Genomic DNA, 14,608 nt, shown 5'->3' on the forward strand with positions numbered 1-14,608 from the left:
AATCTTAGGACTGTATCCAAGTGTTCTTATCATTTAAACTCACTTTAAATATGACTACGCACTCAGTAATGACATCGATTGGTGTGAATATGCATCATTCACGCATATGAATTAAGTCAGTTTAATTAAAACCAAAGCGGTCAAAAACTAAAGGGATCAGACCAAAGAGAGACAAAAAAGTTATTGGCAAACCAGTTTTTCTTATTTTAACTTTTAGGTAAAGGCTAATACGCTGGGGGCGACTTTTGTAATTTACTTTTTAAAGTTGCTAGTTAGCTAGCAAGGTGAGCCTTATGAAAATAAGATTGGCTAACCGCTAACTACTAACTATTAACTATTAACTATTAACCTTAACGCTTTCTTTGAATTAATAGCTATCCCAATATGGGGTGTCTCCGAAGTATTTGCTTGAAAAATCAACAAACGCGCGTACTTTACTCGGTAAAAATTGCCTGTTTGCATACACCATGTAAAGCCCCATAGGCTCGGGTTCAAGGTGTTGTAAAATACGTATTATTTTTCCTTGGGCTAATGCCTCACCTGCGATAAAAGTAGGTTGCATGGCAATGCCGCCGCCTGCTATGGCTGCGTTTAGTAATATATCGCCATTGTTAGCCACTAAATTACTATTAAGTTTAAACTCACCTTTTAGCTGATCTACACCTGCAAGCATTTTTGTTGGCTCTGCGTTGGCGTAGCGCAAAAAGTTATGTTGTTGCAGCTCTTGTAATGTAGTGGGTGTGCCGTGCTGTTTTAAATATGCCGGCGATGCAAATACCGCTAACTGTATAGGCGCTATTTTTTTAGCAATAAGGGATGAGTTTTTTAACACGCCTATACGCAATGCTATATCAATGCCTTGCTCAACTATATCTATAAATTGGTCTGTTAGTTTTAAATCTAACTTTAAATTTGGGTACTGTTTTTGGAACTCAACCAGCAGTGGTGCTAAATGCCTTGTACCAAACGACATAGGCGCGCTAATACTTAATACGCCAGATACACTGGTGCTTAAATTATTAAGAGAGTTTTCCATATCATCAATATCAATAATAACTTGCTGGCAGCGCTTAAAATACTGAACACCCGCTTCGGTAGGGCTTACTTTACGTGTAGTGCGGTGCAGTAAACGAGTATGTAAATTATCTTCTAGGGCTGAAACATATTTACTAACTAACTGAGGAGAAATATCGAGCTTTTCGGCAGCTTTAGAAAACGAACCTTCTTGCACAACGGCTAAAAAGGTTTTCATGGTGGTAAGCTTGTCCATAATTAACAACAATTTGTTTTTAATATATAAATAAATAGCATATTTATCGTCAAAATAAAAACCAATATAGTGCTTAAACTCATTGTTAGTTAAGGTTTTTAGTATGACTCAGCCCGCATTATTTTTATCTCATGGTTCACCAATAATGGCTATAGAGCAATCGGCTACTGCTAATTTTATAGCGTCTTTGGGGCAGTCACTTAATACACCCAGTGCTATTGTGGTTTTTTCAGCGCATTTTGATCAAGCAAGCAATATTAAAATTACCGCAGGGGCAGCACCTAAAACTATTCACGACTTTTATAACTTTCCAGCTCAAATGTACAACATACATTATCGCGCTCCTGGTTCGCCAAAACTTGCCAATACTATTGCTAATTATTTTAATAGCGAACGGCTGAATGCGGTACTTGATAAAGAGCAAGGGTGGGATCACGGTGTGTGGATCCCATTACGTTTAATGTACCCACACGCTAATATTCCTATTGTGCAGGTGTCTATTAATACCCGCTTAGGCGCAAAAACTATGTATAAATATGGCCAGTTACTTGCTCCGCTTCGTGAGCAAAATATATTAATTATTGGCTCCGGCGGTATTAGCCATAACCTAGCTGAAATATTTAAAACCCCGGCTACCCCAAACCGAGTGCCCATGGTAAAAGCATTCACCCATTGGGTTGAACAAACGCTTTTAGCGCACGATATTCCTAAACTATTAAATTACTTAACCGAGGCGCCATTCGCCTTATTTAACCACCCTACACAAGAGCACTTTTTATCATTATTTGCTGCTATGGGTGCAGGGGGCAGCTATATTGAAAAGATTCATGAGCAAACCGAAATGGATATTTTAGCGCTTGATGCATATAAATTTTATTAATTTGAGCAAGTGTTCAAATTAAGTTAAGCTGGTAGTCACTAATCTACAAGTATCTTAAATTTTTGGGAGTAAATATGGCAACCACACTCGCATTTGACGTATACGGCACGCTTATAAATACCCATGGTGTGCTTACATTACTTAAAGATATGATTGGCGATAACGCACAAAACTTTTCAAATACATGGCGTGAAAAACAGTTGGAATATTCGTTTAGGCGCGCCTTAATGCAAAACTATGTTCCGTTTTCAGTTTGTACTAAACAGGCACTTGATTACGCGTGTTTAGCGCATAAAACACAGCTTGGTGACGATCAAAAACACCAATTGCTTGAGCAATATAAAACGTTACCCGCCTTCGACGATGTTAAAAAAGGGCTTGAGCAACTTAAAGCACAAAATTACCGATTGTTTGCGTTTTCTAATGGCGCGGCCGCTGCGGTAAATACCTTACTCGAAACGGCTGGTATTATTGAGCTTTTTGAAGGCGTTGTAAGCGCCGACGACATTAAAACTTTTAAGCCAAACCCGGGTGTTTACAGCCATTTTTTACGCGAGGCAAATTCAACGGGTGCAAATACGTGGCTTATTTCGAGTAACCCTTTTGATATAACCGGCGCTATTTCGCATGGTATGCGCGGTGCGTGGATAAAACGCTCAGAAGACTCTATTTTTGATCCATGGGAAATTCAACCAATTACCACAGCAACCGATTTAGTTGATTTAAAGACCAAATTGGTGAGCTAATTAACATTGCCTTTAATGCACTTATTGGTGCAAAGCCAAGGTTTTATTAAAAGGTTTTAGGGCGTTGCTGTTAACGCCCTTATTTTTAAGTATTTTTAAATACCCAACCTTCCCCTTTTTATGCATTTTATTCAAATTACACATAAACTCGACTTCCAAACTTTTAATATAAAACGTGTTTACATTATTTCTAATGTAATTTTTTGTAATTAATTATCCATTTCTTAACCCGAAAAAAACATAGAAGTAATCCATTTTCATTATTGTAAATAAAAATCATTACCATTAAGATCCTTGAACCCAAAATGAGTACCAAGGAGCGAAATATGTCACAATTACAAACTGCACAGCTCAGCCCTATCCAAAACCAAGCTATATTTGAGAAAAATGGCCTTCCGCCGCAATTTAATCTTGATCAATTTATTAATTATCAAATAGCGTCGTTGCAGGGGCTTTCGGCTGTGCAACAAGCTATGGCAAAAGCGCAAAAGCCGTTTTCTGGCGTGTCTGTTAATACACTTGCCGCCACTGTTAATGATGTAGATTTAGCCAAACCTCTCGCTGATTTTCCTGCTGTATTAAACGAGCTTAAAAGCGTGTATTTGGATCACGCTGTGTATTTTCATCATCCGCGTTACATGGCGCATTTAAATTGCCCTGTTACGTACCCTGCGGTTGTGGCAGAGCACATAATTGGCGCAATCAATACCTCGGTAGACACGTGGGATCAAAGCGCTGGCGCGACTCTTATTGAGCAAAAATTAATTGATTGGAGCTGTGAAAAAGCAAAATTACCGAGCACTGCCGATGGCGTTTTTACAAGTGGTGGTACGCAATCGAATTTAATGGCTATGCTTGTTGCACGCGAAGTCGCAGTGAGCCGTTATGCCCCTGAGCATCAAGTAAAACTTCAAGGTTTGCCAAACGTTGCCTCGCGTTTTCGTATTTATTGCTCAGAGGTTGCGCATTTTAGTATTCAAAAGGCTGCGGCGTTATTGGGCTTAGGTTATAACGCGGTAGTGCCTGTGGCTACAAACAGCAAAATGCAAATGGATATGGATGCGCTTAACCACGCAATTGAGGATTCTAAAGCAAAGGGCGATTTACCTATCGCTGTGGTAATTACCGCAGGTACAACCGATTTTGGCTCAATTGACCCTATTGAAGACATAGCAAAACTTGCTAAAAAAGAGCAGCTTTGGTGCCATGTTGATGGCGCATACGGCGGCGGGTTACTAGTAAGCGAGCATCACCGAAGTGCTTTAAACGGCATAGAAAAAGTAGATTCAATTACCATTGATTACCATAAATCATTTATGCAGCCGGTTAGCTGCAGTGCCTTTTTGTTAAGTGACAAACGCCACTTTAGCCATATTACACTCTACGCCGACTACCTTAACCCATTAGCGGAGGCCGGTAATGGCACGCCAAATTTAGTTGATAAAAGCTTACAAACCACACGCCGTTTTGATGCCTTAAAACTTTGGTTAACACTGCGTACTATGGGGGAAGCGCCACTTGGTCGAGCGTTTGATAAAGTAATTGGCCTTGCTCGTCAAACCCATATAGTGCTTAACGAGCACCCTGATTTTGACGTTATAAATTACCCAGAGCTTAGCGCGCTGGTATTTCGCTTTGCGCCAGAGGCGCTAAAACATAACCCCGATTTACTCGACACCCTAAACCTGCAGGTACGGCAAACATTTTTAAAAACTGGTGATGCCATGATTGCGCGCACCAAAATTAACGGCCGTCATTATCTTAAATTTACGTTACTTAATGCCCAGTGCCAATTGAGCGATGTGCGCGCAGTGCTTGAGCAAATTAGCACTATTGCGTGGCAAACGTATAAGGAGCAACAATAATGAGCAACCAACCTTATGACTTTATAGCCATTGGCCTTGGCCCGTTTAATTTATCGTTAGCGTGTTTAAGTGAACCACTAGAAGGCGTTAAAAGCTTATTTTTAGAGCAGCGTAGCCAATTTGATTGGCACCCAGGCATGATGCTAGAAGGTGTTACTTTGCAAACGCCATTTATGTCTGACTTGGTGACCCTTGCCGATCCTACTAGCCAGTACAGTTTTTTAAATTATGCCAAGCTTAATAATCGCTTATACCCATTTTATATTCGCGAGAGCTTTTTTTTACTGCGTAAAGAATACAACCTATATTGCCAGTGGGTGTGCTCGCAGTTGAGTAACGTAAGCTTTGAGCAAAGTGTAACTAAGGTTGAATTTTGCCAGCAAACTCAGTGCTATACCCTTACCTGTAAAACCCCAAACGGGGAGCAACACTATGTTACGCGCCACTTAGTACTTGGCACCGGCCCTGCACCATATATTCCTGATTGTGCAGTGCAAAGTAATTCTAATAACGTAATGCACAGTAGCGACTTTTGCCACCGCCTTGATGAGCTAAAATCTGCTAAGCGCGTAACGGTTGTGGGAGCAGGACAAAGTGCTGCCGAAATTTATCACACCCTATTACAACAAGCGGTGCCACAAGGTTTGCAACTAGATTGGATTGCGCGATCGCCGCGTTATTTTCCGCTGGAGTACACCAAACTCACCCTTGAGATGACCTCACCTGAATATGTTGATTACTTTTATAATTTAAAAACAGAGCAACGAGATTGGCTTAATCAAAATCAAAAAAACCTATTTAAAGGCATTAATGGCGATTTAATTAACGACATTTTTGACACCCTTTACGCGCAAAGCCTAGATGGGCCCATTTCTACCACATTTAAAACTAACAGCAAGCTTACTAATACACGTAAAAGTGCTGGTCGCTTAGTCACTGAGTTTTATCATCAAGAGCTAAATGAAGCCTTTGAAATAAAAACCGATTACTTAATTTGTGCCACGGGCTTTAAATACAAGCGCCCTGCTTTTTTAAATTCTATTGCGCAGCAGCTCCCAGAAGATGAACAAGGCCGCTATTTAGTTAGCCGCGAGTATGCGGTAGATAGCGACCAAAAACGTATATTTGTACAAAATGCAGAGCAGCACACCCATGGTTTTGTAACCCCCGATTTAGGCATGGCGTGTTATCGCAACAGTATAATTTTGCGCGAAATACTCGGTTATGCGCCGTATCAGGTTGAGCAAAAAATTGCTTTTCAGTGTTTTGATTTAAGCGATGTAGAAACCCATTCACAGCAAAAGAGTAACGCCGCATGAGTTTACGTTTAGCACTTATTTTGCTTACGGTTATTTCGGTGGTGTGCGACACCTTATTACTGCCGTTTTATCCGCAATTTTTTGCCAGCGAATTTTCTGTAAGTAACCCCACACTAATTGGGGTGTTTGTAGCTAACTGTTGTATTACCGTTATGCTCGCGCTGCCCCTGTGGGCAAAGGTTGCCAAAAAATACCACGAACTGGCTCTTTGGCTTGTAACGCAAGTGATTGCCGCCTGCTTTGGTTTGCTTTGTTATTTTGCAACTAATGTGTGGGAATTTTGGTTTTATTATCAGCTTATGTTGGTGCTTAAAGCCAGTTACCTGCTTATTTACCCGTTTGCACTGCGTTTAGAGCAGCAAAGTAAGCACCTTTCTATTATTGGCTTGTTTTCGGTACTTATGCACTTTGGCGCTATTGGTGGCGCGTTAGTAGGCGGGTACTTTTTTAGTTTAAATGAACCGCGTTATGCACTGTTATTAAGTGCTGCGGGCGATGTAATACAAGTGTTGCTATGTGCCTATTTAATGGTGAGCTTAAAGCTAGGTATTTATCAGCAAGCGATTGAAAGCGAAAAACCGCGCACTCGCACACCTTACTTTATTTGGCAATTTTGTTTTATAAGCGTGGTTGTTTACTTTAGCGCCTTTTTAATTAGGCCATTTTTTACGACCCATTGGCAAGGAATGAGCGCGCAAAGCAGTGCGTTTCAAAGTGCGCTTGTGTACGCCATTCCTGCTTTTTCAGCCCTACTAATGCTGTTGTTTAACCACTTTAGGCAGCACTTACCTCTTCCTACGCTTAGCCGCACAAGCACATTATTGTGCGCGCTTATTTTTGGCGCTATTGGGCTTTATTTACAGGCGCAAGAGTCGGTGTGGTTAGTTGTCAGCTCGCGCATTCTATACGGTATAGCGCTGTTTCAAGTAATGGTTTTATTGGAGGTTATGTTATTTGCTAAAAGTGAGCCTGCTCACTACGGCAGTGATTTTGCCAAAGTGCATGTTGCGCAAAATATTGGCGTTATTATAGCGTCGTTATTGGTGGGTATGAGTGTGGAATATTTTAATACAACCGTCCCTTTTTACTTTGCAGCCATTGGCTTTGCAAGCCTTGGCGCTATTTTGCTATGGCGGGTTAAATTTGTTGGCCGCACTGCACACACACCCACTTGATAATTAAACGTTTTAGGAGTTTTTATGTATTTTTCATCTTTTGTAACCACGTTACAACACACAGGTAATGTGACTATGCGGTTACTACAGCAAAGCGACATGCCTATTATTTGCCAGTGGCTTACTCTACCTTATGCGCATTTTTGGGGTATGAGTAAACAAGCCCCCGAGCAAATATGCAGCGCCTACCAAGATATAATAAACAACCCGCATCATCATGCGTATGTTATTGAGCAAAATAATGAGCTACTTGCCCTTGTTGAGCTTTACAGCCCAATGCACGACAAACTACTCGCAGCCGCCTATGAGGTAATGCCAAACGATACGGGCATGCATATTTTACTTGCCCCAAATACACAGCCTAAACGCCATTTTAGTTTTGAAATAATGCAGTGCGTATTGCACAGTATTTTTATCCATAACGATAATGCGCGGGTAGTGGTAGAGCCCGATATTACCAATAGTAAAATTCATACCTTAAATAAGCGTTTAGGCTTCGTGCATACTAAGCAAATAACCCTTGGTGATAAAAACGCATACCTTGGGTTTTGTAATAAAGCCGCGTTTGAAACGCATGTAAATTTACATCACAAAACCCAAGCGCATATAAATTCTGACTATGTAAAGTTTGATCACTGGCAGTGGGCAAACAGGCACTTACAAAGTAAAGCCATTAGCGAGCTTGTACACGAGCGATTATTGGTTGCAGAGCAAACCCCACATGGTTTTAAAGTCAATATTGAAGGGGGTTACTTTTTATTTAATGGCCGTGCTATGGCGCTTAACCACATAGATATAGACGAGCCAAGTTTATGTTTTTATGACCTTAACAATGAGCAAGTAGCGCTTGATGTACTGCACTTTTTTAGTGTGCAAGGCCCTGCGCTGGGTTTAACTGGAGAACGTTTAGCCACCTACCTCGAAGAGCTTAACGCCACACTTGCCAGTGCCTGTTATAAACGCGAAAACAACACGCTTAGCGCAGCCGAACTTGCGAAATTAGGGCTGCAACAAATAGAGGCTGCAATGAGCGAAGGCCACCCTGCATTTGTGGCTAATAATGGCCGAATTGGTTTTAGCAAAAGCGACTTTTTACGCTATGCGCCAGAAGTGGGTAAACCGTTTAAAGTGCTGTGGTTAGCGGCGCACAAAACAGTATGTGACTTTGCTTATAGTGAATACTTTAGTGACTACCCAAGCCATATTAGTGGCGAGCTTGATTTAACCACTCGTGATGCATTTAACAAAGCGCTAAAAGCGCAAAATCTAAACCCCGACGACTACGTATTTATGCCGGCCCATCCGTGGCAGTACCAGCATAAATTAAGTGTGGTGTTTGCCAACGAGTTAGCCAATAACCGCTTAGTGTATTTAGGTGAAGGCGACGATTTATATCAAGCGCAGCAATCTATTCGTACGTTATATAACTGCTCGCACCCGCATAAACCTTATTTAAAAGTGGCGCTGTCTATTTTAAATATGGGCTTTATGCGCGGGCTTTCGCGCGCTTATATGGCGGTTACTCCGGCCATAAATGATTGGGTGTTTAATAAAGTAAACCACGACCCAACACTTAGCGCGTGTAGCTTTACAGCACTTAGAGAGTACGCCACGTTAGGGTATGCGCATCACACCTTTGAGCAAAGTGCACTCGGTGATACGCCGTATCGTAAAATGTTTGCGTGTTTATGGCGCGAAAACCCAAACCATAATTTACAAAATAATGAACAGCTCACCACCATGGCCGCATTGCTGCACCTAGATAACAAGGGTAAAAGTATGGCAGGTGCATTAATAGATCAAAGTGGTTTAAGCACACATGCTTGGCTGCAAAGCTATTTTAGCGCCTACCTTATTCCCTTAGTGCATTGTTTTTATGCCCATAAATTAGTGTTTATGCCCCACGGCGAAAACCTCATTTTAAAGCTTAAAAATTCAGTCCCTGTGGGCGCTTACATGAAAGACATAGGCGAAGAAGTTGCGCTGCTTAATAGCACTGAGTCTTTGCCTGAGGAGGTGTCGCGTATTCATATTGCTATGCCTAAAGAGCTTGAATTACTAAGTATATTTACCGATGTATTTGACTGCTTTTTTAGATACCTAGTCGCTATTTTAGTAAGAGAAGCGCGCATTACCGAACAAGATTTTTGGCAAGGCGTTGCGCAAAGTGTAAACGCGTATCAACAAGCCAACCCTGCCTTAAATGAGCGCTTTAAAGAGTATGACTTTTTTAGTGATGAATTTGCACACTCTTGCTTAAACCGCTTACAGCTTGGCAATAATAAGCAAATGGTTGATTTAACCGACCCCGCAGGCAGCTTACAGTTTGCAGGAAATTTAGATAACCCGGTATCGGCAAAGCTGTATGGCTAAGCCTAATACCCTTTCGCACTTTTTGTTTTGCCCAAATGAGCCTGTTGCTCCCGCTCATCCAAGCTTAGATTTAGTGCGCAAATTAGCGGTTCATTGCAAGGCGCATTACCCCCATGCGCCTACGCAGTTTATTAACCGGCATTTATATTTGCAGCTTTGTTGGCAAGCTATTTATGCCTATTGTTATTGGCATACGTGCAAACACAACGCGCATGATCCAATGCAGTTACAGTTAAAAATAAGCGGCGCGTATAGCCGAGGGTTTACCCTTACAGGCGTGCCTTTATTAAGTAAAGCTGAGCAAAATAATGCACTTGTTGAATTTGTAAGCTGTGTAGGAAAGTGGATAAATACCAAGTATGCGCTGGGTACAAAAGAGCAAGGCCGGTTGTTAATCGACACGCTTAACAGCGCATTTGAGCGCGCTCATAGCTTAAATTTAGCAAGTGCTGAGCACATTACACATTGCCATCAACAGCTACACAATTTAATCAGTAATCACTTTAATTTACACACCCCATTTAAATTAACGCCTAAGCGCTTAACGTGCTGTCGTTATTATTTAGCAGGTTATAACAAATGCCAAACCTGCCCAAAAAAGGATACTAGAACCAATGAACACACGTCTTAAAACGATTGACCTTGCCCGAGGTGCGAGCGTTTTTATTATGATATTAGTCCACACTTTATGGATGTACTCGAGCACAACGCTTCAAAGTGAGAGCCTATTTGGCGCTGTTATTCATATACTTGGCAAAGGCACAGCCTCGTTTTTGGTGGCAATGGGGCTATCTATGGCACTTTCGCGTAGGCAAACACCCATGTTATTAATTAAGCGTGGCATACAGCTTTTACTACTTGCATATTTAATGAATGCGGCAAAGTTTTGGCTACCCATTGAGGTATTTAACACCATGCCCGAGGCATTTATAAATGCGTACGGCTGGCAAAGTCCGCTCAGTGCGGGGCAATTACAATTTATGGTACTCACAGGTGATATTTTACAACTTGCCGGAGTAAGCTTATTGCTGTTTGGGGCACTTAATATTGCCCGTTGGAAAACCGCATGGATTGCATGCTTAGCCATTGCTATTGCACTTGTAAGCCAGTTTGTAAGGGGGCAGCAGTTTGCGCTTTCGCCTTATATTAGCGATTTGTTTTTTGCTAATAACTACCAAGTTTATTTTCCGGTGTTTCCGTGGATAAGCGCTATATTAACCGGCTACGTGCTTGGGCGTTTATACATAAATAGTCAGTATAGTGCTGCGTATTTATTTAGTGTATGCGCAAAGTTAGGTGCTGCATTATTAATTATTGGTACAGCATGGCTTATTACTGATTTTAAGGGACAGTTTGGAAATTTTTTCCATTTAAATGGCGGCGGTATTATTTATTTAATCGGTTTAAATTTATTTGGATTAGCGGTAATAGAGTATGTATTTGCTAATAAATTCAACGGCCCTATTACACGGGCTCTTTTGTATGCGAGCAAACATGTAACGGCCCTTTACATTATTCAATGGATGCTAATTTGCTGGCTTATGGGCGTGTTTGGTTATCACACTCAGTCACTATGGCCAACACTGTGCTTAATGGGCCTTATGGGTTTACTAACCTTTGCAGTGCACAAAGTGTATTTGCAAACTAAGCAAAACATACTCGCAATTAAGCAAAAGCCTAAGCGCACAGCTTAAGTTGTAAAGGGGCTTTACGGCTGAAATAAAAGCACCCTAGCCTGCCTTTATTGCTTCAATTACTGTATTCATGCGCTTTGCCATTGGCCTATTTCGGTGATGGCACACATAAATATTTTCGCTAATCGGATTAGCTAAGTGGTGCGTTTTAATTAGCGCAGGTTTATTAAATGCGCTAACGGCATGCGCAGGTAAAACCGTAAAACCTAGCCCTAAACTTACCGGCTCCAGTATTAAACTTATCTGGTTAGAAAACCCCGTGCGCTTAATTTGATCAACATGTTCAAACTCACTGTAGTTTTCGCTTAGTAGGAGCTGTGCGTGGTGTTTTGCATCGGGGTGGCCAATAAAGCCAAGCTCACATAAGACCTCCCACGTTGGGTTTTTAATATGTGCGGGGGTGACAAGTAATAAGGCTTCTTTACCAATTTTGTGGCTGGTAACTTCGCTAAGCGTCGGAGCTTGAGTTAAAAAGCCTATGTCGGCACTGTGGTTTGCCACAGCTTGCTCTACACTTGTATTGGGTGCAAAGCGATAATCAATATTAAGCTCGGTATGCTTTGCCTGCAGCGCTAATAATTGGCTATAAAATTGTAGCCCACAACTACCAGGCGATTGTATTTTTACCAAGCCGCTGTAAGGCGAATCATCTTTTAATTGTTGTTCTAAAAATTGCCATTCCTTTAATAACAAGCTGCCTTGTTGATACAAGTTTTGCCCATGTACGGTAAGGGTAAATTGTTTGCCGTGGCGCTCTAATAGCGCGCAGTTTACTTGCTGCTCTAGCTTTTTAATGTGCTGACTTACGCCCGATTGGGTCATAAAAAGACGCTCGGCGGTTTGGGTAAAGTGATTTACCTCAACCAAAGTACAAAACGTGTTTAACCATGTTGGATTTATCATTACAAAACGTACTCAAAATGATGATTAATGATAATTTTACTTAATATTGTTCAATTCGTAAACTAACTCCATCAACTAGTCACAAGATAAGTCACAAGTTAAAGAGGAAGTATTATGAGTCATACATATCCACGTAGTTTTTCGCACATTGGTATTTCGGTTCCCGACGTTGAAAAAGCAGTCGAGTTTTACACTAAGGTTATGGGTTGGTACACAATAATGAAACCGACTTTAATTACCGAAGACAAAAGCCCAATTGGCGAAATGTGTACAGAAGTATTTGGCGAAAAGTGGGAAAAATTCAAAATAGCGCACCTATCTACAGGGGATCGTATTGGTGTCGAAATTTTCGAATTTAAAAACCAAGAAAACCCAAAAGACAATTTTGAATACTGGAAAACAGGCATCTTTCATTTTTGTGTTCAAGACCCTGATGTAGAAGGTTTAGCCGAGCGTATTGTAGAAGCTGGCGGTAAAAAACGTATGCAAGCCCCTCGTTATTACTACCCGGGTGAAAAGCCGTACCGCATGATCTACATGGAAGACCCGTTTGGTAACATCCTTGAGATTTACAGCCACAGCTACGAGCTTATTTACAGCGCAGGCGCTTACTAAACTTAGCTAGTTTAAAAAGTTTAGCTAAAAACAAAGGCCGCAGTATTTATTACTGCGGCCTTTTTGCTTTTAAATGGTATGTAGATTATTAATTAGGCTAATTTATGGGGGAGAAAATCAACCTCTTCATTGGTTGATTATAGGTACGTACACTGATAGCTTACTCATTTCACAAAGTTGTACAAAAGGAAAAACATGAAACTGTCATTGGAAGACATCACCGCTGATAACTACGAAGCCATATGCAATTTAGAGGTTGCTAAAACACAAGAAGAATACGTGGCGTGTAATATGTGGTCGTTGGTTGAAGCGCACTATAATAGCGGGTATACCTGTAAAGCGATTTACTTAAATGGTGTACCAGTAGGCTTTTTTATGTGGGTACAAGAAACCCCTACAAAGGTTTCTATTTGGCGCTTTATGGTTGATCAAACTTTTCAAAATAAAGGCATTGGACGCAAAGCACTGTATATGGCAATTGAAGAGATTAAAACGATTTCTAAGCTTGAACAAATCGAGATTTGTTATAACCCGCAAAACCCAATAGCTAAAGACTTTTATTCAAGCTTTGGATTTGATGAAGTTGGCCTCGATGAGGACGAAGACGATATGTTAGCGATTATTAAGCTATAATTTTAATTATTAAAAAGGGATTTTTATGAAGCATCTTATTACTGGTTTAGTTGTACTTTGCCTTGTTAGCAATACATTGCACACGTTTCATATAGCCATTCTTAGTTAAAACCTGAGAGCCCGATGGGTAACTATTAATAAGAAGAGCGCCACTTTCCAGATGCCATGTTGATACGGGCATACCGACTAAGCTATATAACTTTTCAATTTCAAAATCTGAGTTTATGAAATGAATATCACCATAATTCCACGATAAATGAGCTAAGCCTGATGTGACAACTAAACCGAAAGGCATTTCAAAAATGTCTTCTACATTCATACGTTTGATGAGTGTGATCTTATCGTTTTCATCGATTAAAAGTAACTCACCTCCGAACTCACCATTATTACTACCTGTGATGCTCTTTTTCCCCAAGTGTATAACTACATGTGGTTGTATTATTTGGTGCTCAATAGCTGTTTGTTCATCGGAGTAAGGTGAGCTTCTAGGAAAAGACTTTTTGTACTTACCTGTCGCTCTATCCAAAAGTTCAAGCTTCCATATTCTTGGCTTTGAATCATTTTGTGTAGATTCCAGAAACTCTTTTACGCCAACCTCTGTAACCTCACTTTTAACAGTACCTTTTAATACTGTTTTATTAAGATATTTAGTAGGTTCATAAGAGTCACAATTTATCTTTTCGAATACATTAGCAAATGAATTGAAAGATAATATGAGTGCAATAATGGTAAGGTATTTCAAGAGACATCCTTGTTATTGCTAACAGTTTTATTAGAAGACACTTTCCCTATTTTAGCGCGAAGACATCCTAATGTTGTGAGCTCATATTAATAACAAATACTATAAGTTATTACCATATATATTATGCTCTCAGTAGCTTATATAAACATGTAAAAAAGAGGAAAGTTTCCTCTTATTATTACTAAACAAATGATGACTCAACTGAATGACTGCTTCTCGCTCTAGGCGGACGTCACTCTAACTCATTTTTGGACAAAAACTCGTTAGAGACGAAGGGCAGCTCTGTGCCATGAGCGGACTGTCGTAACCTTAGACACTTGTATGGATAATAAACCCATAAATTAATTAATACTTTAACCTAGTTCGGGTAATGTGAGGCCCAAGCTTTGGCTG

Annotated in this window: 13 protein-coding genes; 10 read left to right on the top strand and 3 right to left on the bottom strand. The window is 40.6% G+C overall.

Features of this window, described 5'->3' with window-relative positions; all coding sequences use genetic code 11:
• Positions 1–367 precede the first annotated feature (367 nt).
• The gene (locus KZZ04_RS17880) at positions 368–1,270 is read right to left on the bottom strand and encodes a LysR family transcriptional regulator (protein ID WP_219423556.1); all 903 of its coding nucleotides are present in this window, start codon (positions 1,268–1,270) and stop codon (positions 368–370) included.
• A gap of 103 nt (positions 1,271–1,373) precedes the next feature.
• Between KZZ04_RS17880 and KZZ04_RS17885 the strand changes: the two genes are divergently transcribed.
• The 8 genes from KZZ04_RS17885 to KZZ04_RS17920 all read left to right on the top strand — a co-directional run bounded on the left by KZZ04_RS17885 (position 1,374) and on the right by KZZ04_RS17920 (position 11,322).
• Positions 1,374–2,150, top strand: a complete 777-nt coding sequence (locus KZZ04_RS17885) for a class III extradiol ring-cleavage dioxygenase (protein WP_219423558.1) — start codon at positions 1,374–1,376, stop codon at positions 2,148–2,150.
• 74 nt (positions 2,151–2,224) lie between these two features.
• A complete protein-coding gene (locus KZZ04_RS17890) occupies positions 2,225–2,896 on the top strand; it encodes a haloacid dehalogenase type II (RefSeq protein WP_138528295.1) in 672 nt (223 codons plus the stop codon).
• Positions 2,897–3,222: 326 nt separating this feature from the next.
• Positions 3,223–4,761: an aspartate aminotransferase family protein gene (locus tag KZZ04_RS17895; protein ID WP_219423560.1), complete on the top strand. Its 1,539-nt coding sequence runs from the start codon at positions 3,223–3,225 to the stop codon at positions 4,759–4,761.
• The gene (locus tag KZZ04_RS17900) at positions 4,761–6,080 is read left to right on the top strand and encodes a lysine N(6)-hydroxylase/L-ornithine N(5)-oxygenase family protein (RefSeq protein ID WP_219423562.1); all 1,320 of its coding nucleotides are present in this window, start codon (positions 4,761–4,763) and stop codon (positions 6,078–6,080) included. The genes KZZ04_RS17895 and KZZ04_RS17900 overlap by 1 nt, the downstream gene beginning before the upstream one ends.
• The gene (locus KZZ04_RS17905; RefSeq protein WP_219423564.1) at positions 6,077–7,255 is read left to right on the top strand and encodes an MFS transporter; all 1,179 of its coding nucleotides are present in this window, start codon (positions 6,077–6,079) and stop codon (positions 7,253–7,255) included. Before KZZ04_RS17900 ends, KZZ04_RS17905 begins: the two co-directional genes overlap by 4 nt.
• Before the next feature lie 24 nt (positions 7,256–7,279).
• Positions 7,280–9,628, top strand: a complete 2,349-nt coding sequence (locus KZZ04_RS17910) for a GNAT family N-acetyltransferase (protein ID WP_219423566.1) — start codon at positions 7,280–7,282, stop codon at positions 9,626–9,628.
• On the top strand, positions 9,621–10,259 hold the full coding sequence (locus KZZ04_RS17915; protein ID WP_219423567.1) for a hypothetical protein: 639 nt from the start codon (positions 9,621–9,623) through the stop codon (positions 10,257–10,259). Before KZZ04_RS17910 ends, KZZ04_RS17915 begins: the two co-directional genes overlap by 8 nt.
• Positions 10,243–11,322, top strand: a complete 1,080-nt coding sequence (locus tag KZZ04_RS17920) for a heparan-alpha-glucosaminide N-acetyltransferase domain-containing protein (protein WP_219423569.1) — start codon at positions 10,243–10,245, stop codon at positions 11,320–11,322. Before KZZ04_RS17915 ends, KZZ04_RS17920 begins: the two co-directional genes overlap by 17 nt.
• A gap of 36 nt (positions 11,323–11,358) precedes the next feature.
• On the opposite strand, the gene KZZ04_RS17925 is transcribed toward KZZ04_RS17920, so the two are convergent.
• Positions 11,359–12,225 (bottom strand): LysR family transcriptional regulator, encoded by an 867-nt coding sequence (locus KZZ04_RS17925; RefSeq protein ID WP_058405376.1) that lies wholly within the window; start codon positions 12,223–12,225, stop codon positions 11,359–11,361.
• 114 nt (positions 12,226–12,339) lie between these two features.
• On the opposite strand from KZZ04_RS17925, the gene KZZ04_RS17930 reads away from it, so the two are divergent.
• Together KZZ04_RS17930 and KZZ04_RS17935 are read left to right on the top strand one after the other, a co-directional pair.
• On the top strand, positions 12,340–12,840 hold the full coding sequence (locus KZZ04_RS17930) for a lactoylglutathione lyase family protein (protein ID WP_058405377.1): 501 nt from the start codon (positions 12,340–12,342) through the stop codon (positions 12,838–12,840).
• 195 nt (positions 12,841–13,035) lie between these two features.
• Positions 13,036–13,473, top strand: a complete 438-nt coding sequence (locus tag KZZ04_RS17935; protein ID WP_058405378.1) for a GNAT family N-acetyltransferase — start codon at positions 13,036–13,038, stop codon at positions 13,471–13,473.
• 46 nt (positions 13,474–13,519) lie between these two features.
• Here KZZ04_RS17935 and KZZ04_RS17940 read toward each other — a convergent pair whose 3' ends face one another.
• Positions 13,520–14,215, bottom strand: coding sequence for a hypothetical protein (locus KZZ04_RS17940; protein WP_058405379.1), 696 nt, complete (start codon positions 14,213–14,215; stop codon positions 13,520–13,522).
• Between the last annotated feature and the right edge of the window lie 393 nt (positions 14,216–14,608).

This window comes from Pseudoalteromonas sp. CR1, assembly GCF_019392235.1.
GTDB lineage: Bacteria > Pseudomonadota > Gammaproteobacteria > Enterobacterales > Alteromonadaceae > Pseudoalteromonas.

What these genes read in the sequence shown, in the direction of transcription:
- KZZ04_RS17880 (WP_219423556.1), bottom strand. Translation starts at nt 1,270, where the DNA reads ATGGACAAGCTTACCACCATGAAAACCTTTTTAGCCGTTGTGCAAGAA.
- KZZ04_RS17885 (WP_219423558.1), top strand. Translation starts at nt 1,374, where the DNA reads ATGACTCAGCCCGCATTATTTTTATCTCATGGTTCACCAATAATGGCT.
- KZZ04_RS17890 (WP_138528295.1), top strand. Translation starts at nt 2,225, where the DNA reads ATGGCAACCACACTCGCATTTGACGTATACGGCACGCTTATAAATACC.
- KZZ04_RS17895 (WP_219423560.1), top strand. Translation starts at nt 3,223, where the DNA reads ATGTCACAATTACAAACTGCACAGCTCAGCCCTATCCAAAACCAAGCT.
- KZZ04_RS17900 (WP_219423562.1), top strand. Translation starts at nt 4,761, where the DNA reads ATGAGCAACCAACCTTATGACTTTATAGCCATTGGCCTTGGCCCGTTT.
- KZZ04_RS17905 (WP_219423564.1), top strand. Translation starts at nt 6,077, where the DNA reads ATGAGTTTACGTTTAGCACTTATTTTGCTTACGGTTATTTCGGTGGTG.
- KZZ04_RS17910 (WP_219423566.1), top strand. Translation starts at nt 7,280, where the DNA reads ATGTATTTTTCATCTTTTGTAACCACGTTACAACACACAGGTAATGTG.
- KZZ04_RS17915 (WP_219423567.1), top strand. Translation starts at nt 9,621, where the DNA reads ATGGCTAAGCCTAATACCCTTTCGCACTTTTTGTTTTGCCCAAATGAG.
- KZZ04_RS17920 (WP_219423569.1), top strand. Translation starts at nt 10,243, where the DNA reads ATGAACACACGTCTTAAAACGATTGACCTTGCCCGAGGTGCGAGCGTT.
- KZZ04_RS17925 (WP_058405376.1), bottom strand. Translation starts at nt 12,225, where the DNA reads ATGATAAATCCAACATGGTTAAACACGTTTTGTACTTTGGTTGAGGTA.
- KZZ04_RS17930 (WP_058405377.1), top strand. Translation starts at nt 12,340, where the DNA reads ATGAGTCATACATATCCACGTAGTTTTTCGCACATTGGTATTTCGGTT.
- KZZ04_RS17935 (WP_058405378.1), top strand. Translation starts at nt 13,036, where the DNA reads ATGAAACTGTCATTGGAAGACATCACCGCTGATAACTACGAAGCCATA.